The sequence below is a fragment of the Belnapia arida genome (assembly GCF_016773205.1).
Classification (GTDB): domain Bacteria; phylum Pseudomonadota; class Alphaproteobacteria; order Acetobacterales; family Acetobacteraceae; genus Belnapia; species Belnapia arida.
On the sequence record NZ_JAETWB010000011.1, the window covers coordinates 45,648 to 60,178 of the forward strand.

16 protein-coding genes are annotated in these 14,531 nt (G+C 70.8%); 8 read left to right on the forward strand and 8 right to left on the reverse strand.

The window, feature by feature from the left end; translation table 11 throughout:
* Nucleotides 1-4 precede the first annotated feature (4 nt).
* The 4 genes from JMJ56_RS19110 to xseA all read right to left on the reverse strand — a co-directional run bounded on the left by JMJ56_RS19110 (nt 5) and on the right by xseA (nt 3,874).
* Nucleotides 5-700, reverse strand: coding sequence for an FkbM family methyltransferase (locus JMJ56_RS19110; protein ID WP_202833371.1), 696 nt, complete (start codon nt 698-700; stop codon nt 5-7).
* A 99-nt stretch (nt 701-799) separates the two neighbouring features.
* On the reverse strand, nt 800-1,558 hold the full coding sequence (locus tag JMJ56_RS19115) for an SDR family NAD(P)-dependent oxidoreductase (protein WP_202833372.1): 759 nt from the start codon (nt 1,556-1,558) through the stop codon (nt 800-802).
* A gap of 55 nt (nt 1,559-1,613) precedes the next feature.
* Nucleotides 1,614-2,420: a M23 family metallopeptidase gene (locus tag JMJ56_RS19120; protein WP_202833373.1), complete on the reverse strand. Its 807-nt coding sequence runs from the start codon at nt 2,418-2,420 to the stop codon at nt 1,614-1,616.
* Entirely contained in the window at nt 2,417-3,874 is a 1,458-nt protein-coding gene (gene xseA / locus JMJ56_RS19125) for an exodeoxyribonuclease VII large subunit (protein WP_202833374.1), read from the reverse strand. The genes JMJ56_RS19120 and xseA overlap by 4 nt, the downstream gene beginning before the upstream one ends.
* Nucleotides 3,875-3,919: 45 nt before the next feature.
* Between xseA and purD the strand changes: the two genes are divergently transcribed.
* On the forward strand, nt 3,920-5,188 hold the full coding sequence (purD, locus tag JMJ56_RS19130) for a phosphoribosylamine--glycine ligase (protein ID WP_202833375.1): 1,269 nt from the start codon (nt 3,920-3,922) through the stop codon (nt 5,186-5,188).
* Between the two features lie 68 nt (nt 5,189-5,256).
* Here the strand turns inward: purD and JMJ56_RS19135 are convergent, their stop codons facing one another.
* The gene (locus JMJ56_RS19135) at nt 5,257-7,275 is read right to left on the reverse strand and encodes a TRAP transporter permease (protein WP_202833376.1); all 2,019 of its coding nucleotides are present in this window, start codon (nt 7,273-7,275) and stop codon (nt 5,257-5,259) included.
* Between the two features lie 165 nt (nt 7,276-7,440).
* On the opposite strand from JMJ56_RS19135, the gene JMJ56_RS19140 reads away from it, so the two are divergent.
* On the forward strand, nt 7,441-8,049 hold the full coding sequence (locus JMJ56_RS19140) for an HdeD family acid-resistance protein (protein ID WP_202833377.1): 609 nt from the start codon (nt 7,441-7,443) through the stop codon (nt 8,047-8,049).
* Here JMJ56_RS19140 and JMJ56_RS19145 read toward each other — a convergent pair.
* Together JMJ56_RS19145 and JMJ56_RS19150 are read right to left on the reverse strand one after the other, a co-directional pair.
* The gene (locus JMJ56_RS19145; protein ID WP_043362017.1) at nt 8,046-8,603 is read right to left on the reverse strand and encodes an HNH endonuclease; all 558 of its coding nucleotides are present in this window, start codon (nt 8,601-8,603) and stop codon (nt 8,046-8,048) included. The genes JMJ56_RS19140 and JMJ56_RS19145 overlap by 4 nt on opposite strands.
* Nucleotides 8,604-8,816: 213 nt before the next feature.
* Nucleotides 8,817-9,476, reverse strand: coding sequence for an alpha/beta hydrolase (locus JMJ56_RS19150; RefSeq protein ID WP_202833378.1), 660 nt, complete (start codon nt 9,474-9,476; stop codon nt 8,817-8,819).
* 44 nt (nt 9,477-9,520) lie between these two features.
* Here JMJ56_RS19150 and gluQRS point away from each other — a divergent pair, with 44 nt between their 5' ends.
* From gluQRS to JMJ56_RS19180, 6 genes are all read left to right on the forward strand, one after another.
* Nucleotides 9,521-10,369 carry a tRNA glutamyl-Q(34) synthetase GluQRS gene (gluQRS, locus tag JMJ56_RS19155; protein WP_202833379.1) on the forward strand — a complete coding sequence of 283 codons (849 nt, stop codon included), beginning with the start codon at nt 9,521-9,523 and terminating at the stop codon, nt 10,367-10,369.
* Nucleotides 10,370-10,373: 4 nt separating this feature from the next.
* Nucleotides 10,374-11,336, forward strand: a complete 963-nt coding sequence (gene coaA / locus JMJ56_RS19160; RefSeq protein ID WP_202833380.1) for a type I pantothenate kinase — start codon at nt 10,374-10,376, stop codon at nt 11,334-11,336.
* Nucleotides 11,337-11,455: 119 nt separating this feature from the next.
* The gene (locus JMJ56_RS19165; protein WP_202833381.1) at nt 11,456-12,196 is read left to right on the forward strand and encodes a family 16 glycosylhydrolase; all 741 of its coding nucleotides are present in this window, start codon (nt 11,456-11,458) and stop codon (nt 12,194-12,196) included.
* Nucleotides 12,197-12,203: 7 nt separating this feature from the next.
* Nucleotides 12,204-13,301 carry a DUF4336 domain-containing protein gene (locus JMJ56_RS19170; RefSeq protein WP_202833382.1) on the forward strand — a complete coding sequence of 366 codons (1,098 nt, stop codon included), beginning with the start codon at nt 12,204-12,206 and terminating at the stop codon, nt 13,299-13,301.
* Complete coding sequence (locus JMJ56_RS19175) at nt 13,301-13,468, forward strand: hypothetical protein (protein ID WP_202833383.1); 168 nt, start codon at nt 13,301-13,303, stop codon at nt 13,466-13,468. The genes JMJ56_RS19170 and JMJ56_RS19175 overlap by 1 nt, the downstream gene beginning before the upstream one ends.
* Complete coding sequence (locus JMJ56_RS19180; protein ID WP_202833384.1) at nt 13,444-13,755, forward strand: hypothetical protein; 312 nt, start codon at nt 13,444-13,446, stop codon at nt 13,753-13,755. The genes JMJ56_RS19175 and JMJ56_RS19180 overlap by 25 nt, the downstream gene beginning before the upstream one ends.
* On the opposite strand, the gene panC is transcribed toward JMJ56_RS19180, so the two are convergent.
* A complete protein-coding gene (gene panC / locus JMJ56_RS19185; RefSeq protein ID WP_202833385.1) occupies nt 13,669-14,493 on the reverse strand; it encodes a pantoate--beta-alanine ligase in 825 nt (274 codons plus the stop codon). The genes JMJ56_RS19180 and panC overlap by 87 nt on opposite strands.
* Nucleotides 14,494-14,531 lie beyond the last annotated feature (38 nt).

A 14,531-nucleotide genomic window follows, 5' to 3' on the forward strand; every position in this document is an offset into this window, starting at 1 on the left:
CGGCTCAGGCCTCGATGGGAAGGGCAAGGTAATTCTCGTTCGCCTCATAGCGGCGGAAGCGGCGTTCGATCCGATAGCCCTGCCGCTCGGTCCAGGACTGGAAGGCCTCGGCGTTGCGGTTCTCGATCTCGATGAAGAGCGGCGGGCGCCAGGTGGCGATGGTCCGCTGCAGCCCGGCCAGGACCTGCATCTCCATCCCTTCGACATCGATCTTGAGGAAATCGACCCGGCGATGCGCCAGGGCATCGTCGCCACGGATCAGCACCAGGGCGTCCTCTTCCTGGGTCGGAGCAAGCCAGGTGCCGCCGAGATTACCCTCCGGCACCCGGGCCTGAGCCCGGCTCGGCACATCGGCGAGGCCGGTGCCGAGATAGGTGAGGTCTGCCACCGGTTGCAGCCCGTTGAGGGCGAGGTTGAGCGTCAGGATGGCGATGGCCGGCGGGTTCGGCTCGAAAAGGATGATCTGCCGCGGGTGGAGGTATGTCCCGACATAGAGCGAGTGGTTGCCGACATTCGAGCCGATATCGACGAACACGCCGCCCCTTGGGAAGAATTCCTCGATGATGCGGAGCTCCTCGACCTCATAGAACTGGCCGACGGCGTGGTACTGCTGGATGACATCCCGCTCGTCCTCGACGAAGAAGCGGACCTCCCGGCCGGAAATCGTGGCGGTCACGACGCTGCCGTGCTGACGATTCATGCCATCCTCCTTTCCGCGCCCTCACCAACGGAGGGGGTAACACGGCACCGTGAAGAATGGCATGGCGAGAATGGGCCGGGAGGCCTCCTCGGCCCGCGGTCAGACCGTGCCGCCATCCACGACAAGATGCTGCGCCGTCACCATCCGGCTGTCATCGGCGGCGAGCCAGAGCACCATGCGGGCGATGTCCGGCGGATAGAGCCGCTCCTTCAGGCATTGCCGGGCCATGTTCTCGGCTTCGCCTTCCGGCGTCGCCCATTTCTCCAGCTGGCGCTCGGTGAAGATCCAGCCGGGGACCACCTCGTTCACGCGGATCTTGCTCGGGCCGAGGTCGCGGGCGAGGCCGCGGGTCAGGCCGCGAATGGCGGCCTTGGCGGTGGTGTAGGCAGGCATGCCGCCCTGCGACTTCATCCAGGAGACGCTGCCGAGATTGACGATGGAGCCGCCGCCGGCCTCGATCATCATCGGCGCCACGGCCTGGGCGCAGAAGAAGTGGTGGCGGAGATTGGTCTGCATCCGCTCGTCCCAGTAGTCGGGCTCGACCGTCTCCCAGCCATGGCGGTCGTCGCGGGCGGCGTTGTTCACCAGCACGGTGACGGGGCCGAGCTTCGCCCTGATCTCGCCGATGGCGGCGCGCAGGGCAGCGATGTCGCGCAGGTCGCAGGGGAGGAAGAGGGCGCCGGTTCGCTCGGCGACCTTCGGCCCGTTCTCCCGGTCGAAATCGAGGAAGGCGACCCGCGCGCCCTGGGCCGCGAAATGCTCGACCATGCTGGCGCCGATGCCGCTGGCGCCGCCGGTGATCAGCACCACCCGGCCCTTGAGGCTGGGATACTGGGCGAAGGCTTCGGTGCCGCTCATGCAGGGGCGCTCCTTGTTGGTATCGCGGCCTGAACCGCCGATAAGAGCCGTGGTTTCACCCGGTGACGGGCGGCAGGACGGGCTGGGCATCCAGCCAGGTGGCGTACCAGGACAGTCCGAAATGCAGATGCGGCCCGGTGACGCGGCCGGTGGCGCCGACCGCACCGATTCGCTGCCCGCCGGCAACCTGTTCGCCCTCGGCTACATGCTGGGCCGATTGATGGGCATAGAGGCTGTTAACCCCATGACCATGGTCGATGATGGTGAGGCGGCCGAAAAAGAAGAAATCGGCCGCCAGCACGACCTGACCGGGGGCGATGGCCTGGATCGGCGTGCCGGTCGGGGCGGCGATGTCGAAGCCGTAATGCGGCTGGCGCGGCTCGCCGTTCAGCACACGCTGGCTGCCGAAAACGCCGCTGATGCGGCCATGGGTGGGTAGTAGGAATTCAACGAGGAAGTTGGTGTGCGCGCTGTCCGTGGCGCGGGCGGCGGCCAGGCGCTCCCGCTCCGCCGTGATGCGGCGCAGTGCCTCCGGGTCCGGCGTCACCTGCGCCGGGGGAAGGCCGGTGATGCGCTGCACCGACCAATCGCGCCGGGCGATGGCGAGGCGCAGCGCCTCCGCCCGGCCGCCGGGCGGGGTGACGGTGAGGGTCGCCTCCGCCGCGTGGTCACGGCCGAAGCCGAAGGCGTATTCGCCGCCAGGCCCGACGCGGAGGGGCTTGCCGTCCAGCGCGAGCCGCGTCCCCGGCGCCACGCGGCCGCGGACCAAGCCACCCTGGGTGAGTCCTTCGGTCGGCAAGGCGAAGGCCGGCCGGGCAAGCAGCAGGGCGGGAAAGGCAAGGACCGTACGGCGGCGGATCACAGCAGGGTCTCCTGCGCCGGCTTGCTGCGTGGCGTGCGCTTCGCGGCCGGCTTTGACCCATCGGTCGTCGCCTGCGCCTCGCCATCGGCGAAAGTGAGGATGAGTCGGGCGCCGGGCGGCACGGCGGCGGCGCTGGTGATGGGCGCGCCCTCGGCATCGCGCACCAGGGCAAAGCCACGGGAGAGGACGGATTGGAAGGAGCCGCCCTCCAGCCGCGCGGCCAGCCCCTCCAGCCGCAGCCGCTTCTCCCGCAGCAAGGATACGAGGGGGCCGGAGCTGAAGCGGGCGAGGGGCGGGGCGGTGTAACCACGTGCCTCGATCCGGCCCCAGGCGGCGCGGCCGCGGGCCTGGAGCAGGGCGAGCGCGGCACGGCGGGCGGCGATGCCCTCGCGCGGATGCGGCAGGCGGGGCGCAAGGCGGCCCAGCTCGCCGCGCTTGCGCTGGACGAGGCCGGGGAGGGCGAGGGTGAGGCGCTCGCCGCGATCCTCCAGCCGCTGGCGCATGGCGCCGAGGATGTTGGGCAGGTCGGGCAGGCCGCGCTCGGCCAGCATCAGGCGGCGGCGGGCCCGCTCGACCAGGGTACGGCCGAGCTGGAGCAGCCGGGCCTCGGTCTGCGCCAGGTCGGCGAGAAGGTCGGTGCGGGCGGGGATCGCCATCTCGGCCGCGGCGGTCGGCGTTGGGGCACGGCGATCGGAGGCGAAGTCGATCAGCGTGGTGTCGGTCTCGTGGCCGACAGCGCTGATGAGGGGGATCGGGCTCTCGGCCGCGGCGCGGACGACGATCTCTTCGTTGAAGGCCATCAGGTCCTCAAGGCTGCCCCCGCCGCGGGCGACGATGATCACGTCCGGCCGCATCGGCCCCTCCAGCCGGCCGAAGCCGCGGATGGCGGCGGCGATCTGCTCCGCCGCGCCCTGGCCCTGCACGGCGACGGGCCAGAGCACGATGCGCCGCGGAAAGCGGCGGGCGATGGTGGTGCGGATGTCCTGGATGACGGCGCCGCGCTCGCTCGTCACCACGCCGATGGTGGCCGGCAGCATCGGCAGGCGGCGCTTGCGCCCGGGGTCGAAGAGGCCCTCATCCAGCAGCCGCTTCCGCAGCATCTCGATACGGGCGAGGAGGGCGCCCTCGCCCGCGAATTCCAGCCGGTCGATGACGAGCTGGTACTTCGAGCGGTCGGCATAGGTGCCGATGCGGCCGGTGGCGATGACCTCGATGCCGTTCTCCGGTTTCACCGAGAGCCGGCCGACGGAAGTCTTCCAGATGACCGATTCCAGCTTCGCCTGCTCGTCCTTCAGCGAGAGGTAGATATGGCCGGAGGGGTAACGCTTCAGCTCGGTGATCTCGCCCTGGACGCGGACCCGGCCGAAGCTCTCCTCCAGCGTTCGCTTGATGGCCCCGGCGATCTCGGAGACGGCGAATTCGGGAATGTTGGCGCGCGGCGCGGGTGTGTCCATCGCCTTAGCTTATGCTAGAGCCGCCGCGGTTTGGAGGGTGCGGCGATGAAGGTGCTGGTGGTCGGCGGCGGCGGACGGGAACATGCGCTGTGCTGGGCCATCGCCCGCTCGCCCAAGCTGGCGAAGCTCTGGTGCGCGCCGGGGAATGCGGGGATCGCAACGGTGGCGGAGTGCTTGCCGGTTGGGGCGGAGGACGTAAGCGGCCTGGTTGCGGCGGCACGAGAGAGGGCAGTCGACCTCGTGGTGGTGGGGCCGGAGGCGCCGCTGACGCTCGGGCTGGCGGATGCCCTGGCCGCGGCCGGGATCAAGGTCTTCGGGCCGAGCCAGGCGGCGGCGGCGCTGGAGGGTTCCAAGACCTTCACCAAGCAGGTGGCGGATGCCGCCGGGGTGCCGACCGCGGCCTGGGCACGGTTCGAGGATGCGGCGGCGGCACGGGCCTATGTCCGGGATCGCGGGGCGCCGATCGTCGTCAAGGCGGATGGGCTGGCGGCCGGCAAGGGCGTCGTCGTCGCGGCGAGCGTCGCCGAGGCGGAGGCGGCCATCGCCGACATCATGGAGAGCCGCATCCATGGCGCGGCCGGGGCGAGCGTCGTCATCGAGGAATGCCTGATCGGAGAGGAGATCTCCTTCTTCGCCCTCTGCGACGGGGAGCGGGCCGTCGCGCTCGGCGCTGCGCAGGACCACAAGCGCGTCGGCGATGGCGATACCGGGCCGAACACGGGCGGCATGGGCGCCTATTCGCCGCCGCCCGCCTTCACCCCGGCGCTGGAGGCGGAGGCGATGGAGCGTATCGTCCGGCCGAGCCTCGCCGAGATGGCGCGGCGGGGGACGCCCTTCCGCGGGGTGCTCTTCGCCGGGCTGATGCTGACCGCGGCTGGGCCGAAGCTGATCGAGTTCAATGTCCGCTTCGGCGACCCGGAATGCCAGGCGCTGATGGTGCGGCTGCGCTCCGACCTGCTGGCCGCGCTGCTGGCGGCGGCGGAGGGGCGGCTTGGCGAGGTGGCGCTGGAGTGGGATGCGCGGCCAAGCCTCTGCGTGGTGATGGCGGCGGAGGGGTATCCGGGGGCCTATCGCCGCGGCACGACGATCCGTGGGCTGGACCGGGCGGCGGCGGTGCCCGGGGTGTTGGTCTTCCATGCGGGGACGGTGCCGGGGCCCGAGGGGGCGGTGCTGGCGAATGGCGGTCGTGTGCTCGGCGTGACGGCGGTTGGCGAGACCGTGAGGGCCGCTCGGGACGCCGCCTACCAGGCGGCCGATGCGATCGATTGGCCAGAAGGCTTCTGCCGCCGCGACATCGCCTATCGCGCCTTGTAATTCCCGATTTCGAAGAGTCCTTCGGTCTTCGGCGGGAGGAGCACGGGAGGGGCAAAGCCCCTCCCGCATCAAGCTGTCGCTGCGCGTGACGTGCTCCGCCACTGCAAGGCCAGCAGCACGGCGCCCAGCGCCACGCCAATCCAATGCGGCGCCGGCACCGCATCGCCGAAGGCCGCCTCGACCAGCGCCGGGAAGATCATCAGCAGGCCCGCCACGGCGAAGCCCGCGCGCTCCCACCCCGCCATGGCCCGCCGGGCGAAGCCCTGGCAGGCGGCGGAGAGGGCGGCGAGGCCGGCCGCGGCGAGGAAGATCTGCAGCGCCACGTCGCCCCAGCCCATGCCCGGCTTGAAGGCGAGCAGCAGGCCGACGCCGTCCGGGTCGGTGACGAAGACGAAGGGCAGGACGAAGGCGGGCAGGGTGTATTTCCAGGCCTGGAGCGTCGTCCGGTAGGGCCCGGCGCCGGTGATCGCCGCCGCGGCGAAGGGCGAGAGGGCGGTCGGCGGCGAGACCTCGGAGAGCACCGCGTAGTAGAAGACGAACATGTGGGCCGCGTAGTCCGGCACGCCGAGCTTGATCAGCGCCGGTGCTGCGACCACGGCGCAGATGATGTAGCTGGCCGTCACCGGCACGGCGAGGCCGACGATCCAGACGATCAGCGCGGTGTAGAGCGCGGTGATGACGAGGTTGCCGCCGGCGGCCTGGATGGCGATCTCGCTGAACTTCAGCCCGAGCCCGGTCAGGGTGATGACGCCGACGATGATGCCGGCGCAGGCGCAGGTCGCGGCGATGCCGACCGACTGGATGGCGCCGGAAGCCAGGGCCTGGACCAGCTTGCGGGGCCAGAGCGCGCTGTCCCGCCGGAGGAAGGAGAGCAGCACGGCGACGACCATGGCGTAGAGCACGGAGAGCGTCGGCGAGTAGCCGAGTACCATGAAGACGACGATCGCCAGCAGCGAGGAGAAGTGGAAGCCGTACTTCTTCGTCAGCGCCCAGGGGCTCTCGACCGAGATGACCTCGCGCTCCGTGCCGGCCGCGGCGTGCTTCGCGCCGATGCGGCGCTGGTCGAGCTCCACCATGAAGAGGAGCGAGGCGTAGTAGAGCACGGTCGGCACGGCGGCCATGCGCAGCACCTCGAGATAGCCGATCTTGAGGTATTCGGCGATCAGGAAGGCCGCGGCGCCGAGCACCGGCGGCGAGATGATGGCGCCGAGCCCGCCGGCGGCGAGCAGCCCGCCCGCATCGTCCGGCCGGTAGCCGACGCGCCGCATCATCGGCCAGGCGACGGTGCCGAGCGTCACGGTGGTGGCGACGCCGGAGCCGGAAGGCCCGCCGAGCAGGAAGGAGGAGAGCACCACCGTCCGCCCCGCCGAGGTCGCCTTGCCGCCCGTCGCGGAGAAGGAGAAGTCGACGAAGAACTTGCCCGCGCCGCTGAGCTGGAGGATGGCGCCATAGATGGTGAAGAGGATGATGAGGCTGGCCGAGACATCGACCGCCGTGCCGAAGATGCCGTCGAGGGTGATGGTGAGGTGCGGGATCAGTCGGTCGGTCCCGTAGCCCTGGTGGCGCCAGGGCGGCGGCAGCAGGTTGCCGAAGAAGGCGTAGAGCATGAAGAGCCCGGCGACGACCGGCATCACCCAGCCGGTGGCACGCCGCGCCACTTCCAGCACCAGGACGACGAGGATCCAACCGATGACGAGATCCATCGGCTCGGGGAAGACGTAGCGGTCCAGCAGGTCGTCGCCGCCGGCGATGAGGTACCAGGTGACGTAGATCCCGGCGGCGAGCAGCGCCCAGTCCCACGGCATGAAGCGGTGGCGGAAGCGCCTCGCCACGGGGAAGAGCAGGAAACCGAGCGCCATGGCGAAGCCGACATGGACGAAGCGGAGCGTCGTCGTCGGCACGATGTCCCAGGCGGCCCAGAGGTGGAAAAGCGCCATCGCCAGCGCCACCCCGGTGCCGACCCAGCCGAGCCAGCCGGAGAAGCGGTTCTGCGCGCCCTCCTCCTCCTCGATCAGCGCCTCGACGCGGGCGGCGGTCTGGTCGTCGAGCGCTCCCGGGGCTATTTCGGGCGGAAGGGTGGTGCTCATTCTCGGGCGGGCTCCTGCCGGCTAGGGAGAGTTTGCCCTCCCCCGTTGCGCCTCCATCTACCCGGAGGCGCGTGCTTCGCCCATCCCCTACGGATTTGTCACCAACCGGTGCATGATCGCGACCCGCCGCGGCGCGTCAGTGCGCGGATAGCAAGGGAAGCCCCCATGGCCCTGACCCCGACCCCGACCCAACCCGGCCCGATGACCCTCACCGGCCGCTTCCCTCTGGTGCGGCTGATGGCGCGCGGCTGGTGGATGTTCATGCTGCGCGGCGTCTTGGCCATCCTCTTCGGCCTGCTCGCCTTCATGGTGCCGGGGCTCGGTCTCGCGGTGATCCTCGGCTGCCTCGCGGCCTGGATGGCGCTGGACGGGGCCGGCACGCTGTACCAGGCGGTGAAGGGGCCGCCGGAGCGGCATGGCGCCTGGTTCTGGGTCGACGGCATCCTCTCGCTCGTCGCCGCGGCGGCGCTGCTGCTGGCGCCGGTTGCCTCGGCGATCGGGCTGGTCTTCCTCGTGGCGGCCTGGTCGGTCGTCACCGGAGTGGTGCGGCTGGTGATGGCCTTCCGCCTCGGCAGCGTGCTGATGGGGTTGTTCGGGGCGATCTCGGTCTTCATCGGTGCCTGGATGATCGCAGCGCCGGGCGCGGGGCTGCTGGCGCTGATCTGGCTGGTCGCCATCCAGGCGGTGGCGACCGGGGCGGTGCTGCTCGGCCTCGGCTGGCGGCTGCGGCGCGTCGCGCATGACCCGCATGGGCCGGCGATGGGCCGCGGCTAGGCTTCGAGGCTCGCATCCCAGTAGAGGAAGTCCTGCCAGGTCCGGTGCAGCTTCTCGCGCGGCGCCTGGCGCTTGGCCGCCTCGTCGATCTGGTGCGGCGTCGGCTCGATCGGCGTGCAAAGCAGGCGGAGGCCGCTCTCCCGCAGCGAGCGGCTGCCCTTGAACAGGTTGTCCCGCTGGCAGCAGGTGACGACATTCGTCCAGGAGGAGACGCCGCCTTTGCTGCGCGGCACCACATGGTCGAAGGTCAGCTCCTTCGCCGGCAGGGTCTCGCCGCAATACTGGCAGCTGAACCGGTCGCGCAGGAATACATGATAGCGGGTGAAGGCAACCTTGCGCCGCTTGTGGAAGCGCTTCAGCGCGACGACCGAGGGGATGGCGAAGGATTGGCTCGCCGAATGCGCCTCGACCTCGTAGTCGACGATGCGGTTCACCCGGTCCTGCAGCACGGCGACCAGCGCATCCTGCCAGGACCAGACGGAAAGAGGACCCCAGCTGAGCGGCTGCATGTCCGCATTCAGCACCAGGGTCTGGAGATTCGACACATGGGTCATCGGGGCCGTCCTTCCCTGCGGAAGGAGGCCCGGTGGATCAACCCGGTGAGATAGCCATCGCCGTCAGGCAAGCGCCGCTCCCTGTTCGGTGCGGTGCCAACAAGCCATGGGGCCTGTCACGGCGGAAAGGCCCCATATTCTGTGGCGCCGCCGATCTACAGGCGCATTCTTGCCAGTCCGGTTGCCGCGGCGCAACAGGCTGGCGACTTTCTTTCATCCCGCTGTCATGCCGAAGGCCCGGGCAAGGGTGCGGGCGCCGGCCTCGATCCCGGCCGGGTCGATGGCATGGGGCAGGGTTGGACGATAGAGCGCCTCGACCGGAACGCCGGCCGCACGCAGCGCAGCCTCCGCCATGCGGCTGGCGGCAACGGGGACGATGTCGTCCACCTCGCCATGGACCAGCAGCACCGGCGGTTTCCCGGCAAGTTCGGCCGCCAGCACGTCCAGGCCGAGCAGCGCACCGGAATAGGCGAGGATGCAGGCCGGTGTGGGGCGCCGGCGGAGGCCGAGCTGAAGCGCTATCATCGCTCCCTGGCTGAAGCCGGCCAGCGCCAGCGCCTCGGGCGGCAGGGCGAATCGGGCAAGCTCCGCCTCGATCAGCGTGCCGAGAGCAGTGGCCGCCTGGGCCGCACCGACGGCCATTACGGCTGGGGTGCGGTCCTGGAGGCTGAACCATTGGCGGCCGTAGGGGGCCATGTCACAGGCATGCGGGGCGTCGGGGGCGATGAAGGCGGCCTCAGGTAGCGCCTTTGCCCAGTCGGGGGCGAGTTGGATCAGATCCTGCCCATCGGCGCCGAGGCCGTGCAACACCACCACCAGCTGCCGCGCCCGGCCCGGCTGGGCGCCGAATCGAGGTCCGTCGAGGCCTGCCATCGCCGCTTGCTCCTCTGCCGCCCGACCCGCTACCCCGGCAAGCCATGGCTGTCATCACCCGCTTCGCACCGAGCCCGACCGGCCTGCTGCATCTCGGCCATGCCCATGCCGCACTCACGGCCTGGAGCGCAGCGCGCCGGGCCGGCGGGCGGTTCCTGCTCAGGATCGAGGATATCGACGGCACGCGCTGCCGGCCGGAATTCACGGCGGCGATCCTCGAGGACCTAGCCTGGCTCGGCCTCGACTGGGAGGGGGAGGTGCGGGTGCAGTCGCGGCACATGACGGAGTACCGGACGGCGCTCGATCGGTTGGCGACGTTCGGGCTGCTCTATCCCTGCTTCTGCACGCGGGCGGAGATCGCGCGCGAGGTGGCGGCCGCCGGCGCGGCGCCGCAGGGGCCGGACGGGCCACTCTACCCGGGAACCTGCCGGCACCTCGCCCCCACGGCGCGCGGGGCGCGGATCGCGGCTGGCGAGCCCCATGCCCTCCGGCTCGACATGGCGGCGGCCCTCGCCCTCGCCCCGGCCGGCCTGTCCTTCGAGGAGGCGGGGGAGGGGCGGGTACGCTGCGACCCGACGCAATTCGGCGATGCGGTGCTGGCACGAAAGGAGGTGCCGGCCAGCTACCATCTCTGCGTGACCCATGACGACGCGCTTCAGGACGTGACGCTTGTCACCCGCGGCTTGGACCTGAAGCCGGCGACGCATCTGCACCGCCTGCTCCAGGTGCTGCTGGGATGGCCGGAGCCGCGTTATGCCCATCACCGGCTGCTGACCGATGCGGCGGGGCGGCGCCTCGCCAAGCGCGATGGGGCGCCGAGCCTCCGTGCCCTGCGGGAGGCCGGCCGCAGTCCGGCCGAGGTACGTGCCCTGGCCGGATTCGCCGACGCATGACACGATGGCCCCCATGGACGCCGTGCCGCCGCCCGAGGACCCGCCCCTTGCCGAACCCGCCTACCGGGTCTTCGACCGCGCTGCCTGGGCGGCGCTCCGGGCCAGCACGCCGCTCTCCCTGACGCGAGCCGATATCGCCGCGCTCAAGGGCCTCAACGAGACCGTCTCGCTGGCCGATGTGCAGGAGATCTACCTGCCGCTCTCCCGCCTGCTGAACCTCCAGGTCCGGGCAGCGCGGCGGCTGGCCATGGCGCAGGATGCCTTCCTCGGTCACCAGGCGGCGCCGCCGCCCTATGTCATCGGCATCGCCGGCAGCGTGGCGGTGGGAAAGAGCACGCTCGCCCGCGTGCTGCGCGCCATCCTCGCCCGCTGGCCGGACCATCCCCGCGTCGAGCTGGTGACGACGGACGGTTTCCTCCACCCGACCAAGGTGCTGGAGGAGCGGGGGCTGATGCGGCGCAAGGGCTTCCCCGAGAGCTACGACCTGAAGCGCATGCTCGGCTTCCTCAACGCATTGAAGGCGGGGCAGCCGGAGGTGGCGGCGCCGGTCTACTCGCACCTGAAATACGACATCATCCCCGGCGAGATGCAGGTGCTGCGCCGGCCGGACATCGTCATCTTCGAAGGGCTGAACGTCCTCCAGCACGCCGCGGGGGCGCCGGTCGTCGCCTCGGACTATTTCGACTTCTCGGTCTATCTGGACGCCGCCATCGGCGAGATCGAGGCCTGGTACATCGAGCGCTTCCTCCTGCTGCAGAAGATCGCCTTCCCCAACCCCGACAGCTACTTCCACCACTACCGAGACCTGCCGCTCGACGAGGCGAAGGAGGTGGCGCGGGGCATCTGGCGCAGCATCAACCTGCCGAACCTTCAGCAGAACATCCAGCCGACCCGGCACCGTGCGCGGCTCGTGCTGCGCAAGGGACACGACCATTCGATCGAGCAGGTCTGGCTGAGGCGGATGTAGCCGCGCGATCCGCCTGCCATGCCTCGTTCCGCCTGCCATGCAGGCACCCTTCCGGTTGCCACGCGTTGTGGACGGAAGCCGCCAGCCAGGACGGCAGCGGCAAGACCGGGACAATGATGATGGCAACGACTGATATCGAGACCGACGTGCCCTTCCATGAAAGCTTCGACGTTCGCCATGGGGCACTGACGGACAACTGGGGCGCCGACTATTCCGTCCCCGGCCAGGTGACGCTCACCGGCAATGCCGGGATGATGGAGCCGGCCGAAGCCATCACCTCGGGCCACGGCTACGGCACCTACACGGTGACAGCGAAATTCGATGGCAACATGCCCGGGTCCGCCATCATCCTCTGGCCTGGCGACAACAACTGGCCTGGACAGGAGATCAACCTCGCCGAGGTCGCCAATGATGGAAGCGGGCGGCAATACGCCACGCTGCACTGGAACAACAATGGCGAGGACGCCATCCGCGTGCACTTCCATGAGGGCGTCAAGGGCGGCGTGTTCCACACTTACCAGCTCGTCTGGGAGCCGGGGCAGCTGACCTGGCTGATCGATGGCCAAGTGACCGCGATCGATCGCGAGTACGTCCCGCGCGACTACGACCATGGCGGGATGAACAACGTCATCGGCGTGCTCAACAACAGCCCGGACACGACTCTGACGGTGACGGATGTGGATTACGTGCCGCTCGGCGGCACGCCGCCCGCCGCCGCGCCGGTGCCAGAAGTCCCGGTAGCGGAAGTCCCGGTGGCGGGGCCGGCCCCGGCGCCCGTCGCAGAGGAGCCGATCGACTGGTACGCCCTCGCGGCCCGGGCGACGGCCAATTACGAGGCAACCGGCTACTGGTTCTACTGAGCGCACCATGCTGATCCCGAGCCGGCAGCATGGGCTGATCGATTATGGCGTGGCGGCGATGCTGGGCGGCCTCGCCGCCTCGCGTGCGCTGCCGCCGCCGGTGCGCGGGGTGCTCGGCGCGGCGGCGGCCTATCACAGCTCCTACTCGGCGGTGACGGACTACGAGATGGGGCTGACGCCCCGTCTCACCATGCGGCAGCATCTGGGGCTCGATGCCCTGGGCGGGGCGGCGCTGCTCGGCGCCGGGCTCGCCCTGCGGCGCCAGCCAGGCAGCGCGCGGGCGTTGCTCATCGGTCTCGGCCTCGCCGAACTGGCGGTGGTCGCGTTCAGCGAGGATCGGGCGGCGAGCGGCCCACGCCTCCTCGGCACAGAGGCGCCGCCCGGCTATTCGCCGCTCGATGTGCCGAAGCCGGTGGCGGAAGGCGTGCATATCGTCGACAGCCTGATGGGGGGCCCGCTCGGCACCGAGCTGCCGGTGCGGATGACGGTGCTGTGCCTGCCGGATGGCAGCCTGTTGTTGCATTCGCCGACGCGCTTCTCGCCCGCGCTCGGCGAGGCGATCGCCGGGCTTGGCCCGGTGCGGCACTTGGTGGCGCCGAACATCGCGCACTGGACCTTCCTCGAGGCTTGGCAGGATGCCTTCCCCGAGGCGGTGACCTGGGCGGCGCCCGGACTGCGCCAGCGTGGCCAGGTGCGGCGAAGCCGGGTGCGGCTCGACTACGACCTGCATCCGAGCCCACCCGCGGCCTGGGGCGGGGCAATCACCCTCGTTACCGTGCCGGGAGGCTTCGGCTTCCACGAGGTTGCCCTCTTCCACGAGCCGAGCCGCACGCTGGTGCTGACGGATCTGGTGTTGAACCTCGAGGCGTCGCGCCTGCCGGCGCTGCTGCGGCCCGTCGCCCGGCTCTTCGGCAGCCTGGCGCCGGACGGGATGCCGCCGCCCTACCTGCGTGCCATCATCCGCTGGCGCCGCCGTGCCGCGACCCGGGCGGCGGAGCGGCTGCTGGCCCTGGAGCCGGACCGGGTGATCTTCGCCCATGGCCGCTGGTTCGAGCAGTACGGCACCACCGCGCTGCGGCGCTCGCTGCGCTGGCTGTTCGGCTGATGCACGGCGGGCGCCTGCTCGCCGCGCTGAACTTTGCGACGGCGCTGAACGGCGTCCTCATCGGCTGGAACGGCACGCATTTCTTCAAACCGCGCTGGCCGGCGCACGCGCCTTCCCATGATGCGACGACATCAGCCTCGGCTTGCTGCTCGGTGCGCTCGGCCTGAATGCGCTGCGGCAGGGCGATGTGTGCGGAGCGGCGCTCGGCCCGGTGGTCTTCTTCAGCGTCCAGCTCTCCGCCGTTGCCTACCCCGGGGCGCGGGAGCTGGAGGCCGAGTTTCCGGCGCTGGTGCTGCGGCTCGGGCCGATCCGGTTGAACGAGGCGCCCATCGCCCTTGCCATGCTCGGCCTCGCTGCGCGGCTATGCTCAGGCCGGCATGTTGTCGAGCAGCCGCACCGCGCCGAGCCGCGCGGCGGCGATCAACCGGCCCGGCGGTGCCTCGACCTCGCATAGGCTTTCCGGCTCCACCAGGGCGAGGTAGTCGAGGGCGAGGCCGGCCGCCGCCAGCCCCGCCCGCGCCGTTGCCAGTGCCGCTGCAGGGGAAGTGCCGCGGGCCATCGCCTCGATCGCCGCCCGCATCGCGCCCGGCAGCGCCGCCGCCCGGCTGCGCGCCTCCGGGTCGAGGTAGCGGTTGCGGGAGGACATGGCGAGGCCATCTGCCTCGCGCAGCGTGGGGCAGGGGAGGATGCGCACCGGCAGGTCGAGGTCCCGCACCATCCGCCGTATCACCTGGAGCTGCTGCCAGTCCTTCTCGCCGAAGGCGGCGACCCGCGCGCCGGTCTGCAGGAAGAGCTTGGCGCAGACCGTGGCGACGCCGCGGAAATGGCCGGGCCGGGCGGCGCCTTCCCAGCCTTCGGCGGGACCTTCGACCTGGATGGTGGTCGCGCGGTCGGGCGGATACATGGCCTCGACGCCCGGCAGCCAGGCGAGGTCGCAGCCGGCCTCGCGTAGCCTGTCCAGGTCGGCTTCCTCCTGCCGCGGATAGCGGGAGAAGTCCTCGCCCGGGCCGAATTGCAGCGGGTTGACGAAGATCGAGGCGACAAGGGTGCCGGCTTCGCCCACCTCGCGCCGAGCCGCCGCAAGCAGGGAGAGATGGCCGGGATGCAGCGCCCCCATGGTCGGCACCAGGGCGACAGGGCCCAGGTCGTCGAGGGCATGGCGGAGGGTCGGCAGGTCTCGGGCGATGCGCATGGCGGCATTGGGCCCCGAAGGCGCGGCGGCCGCAACCC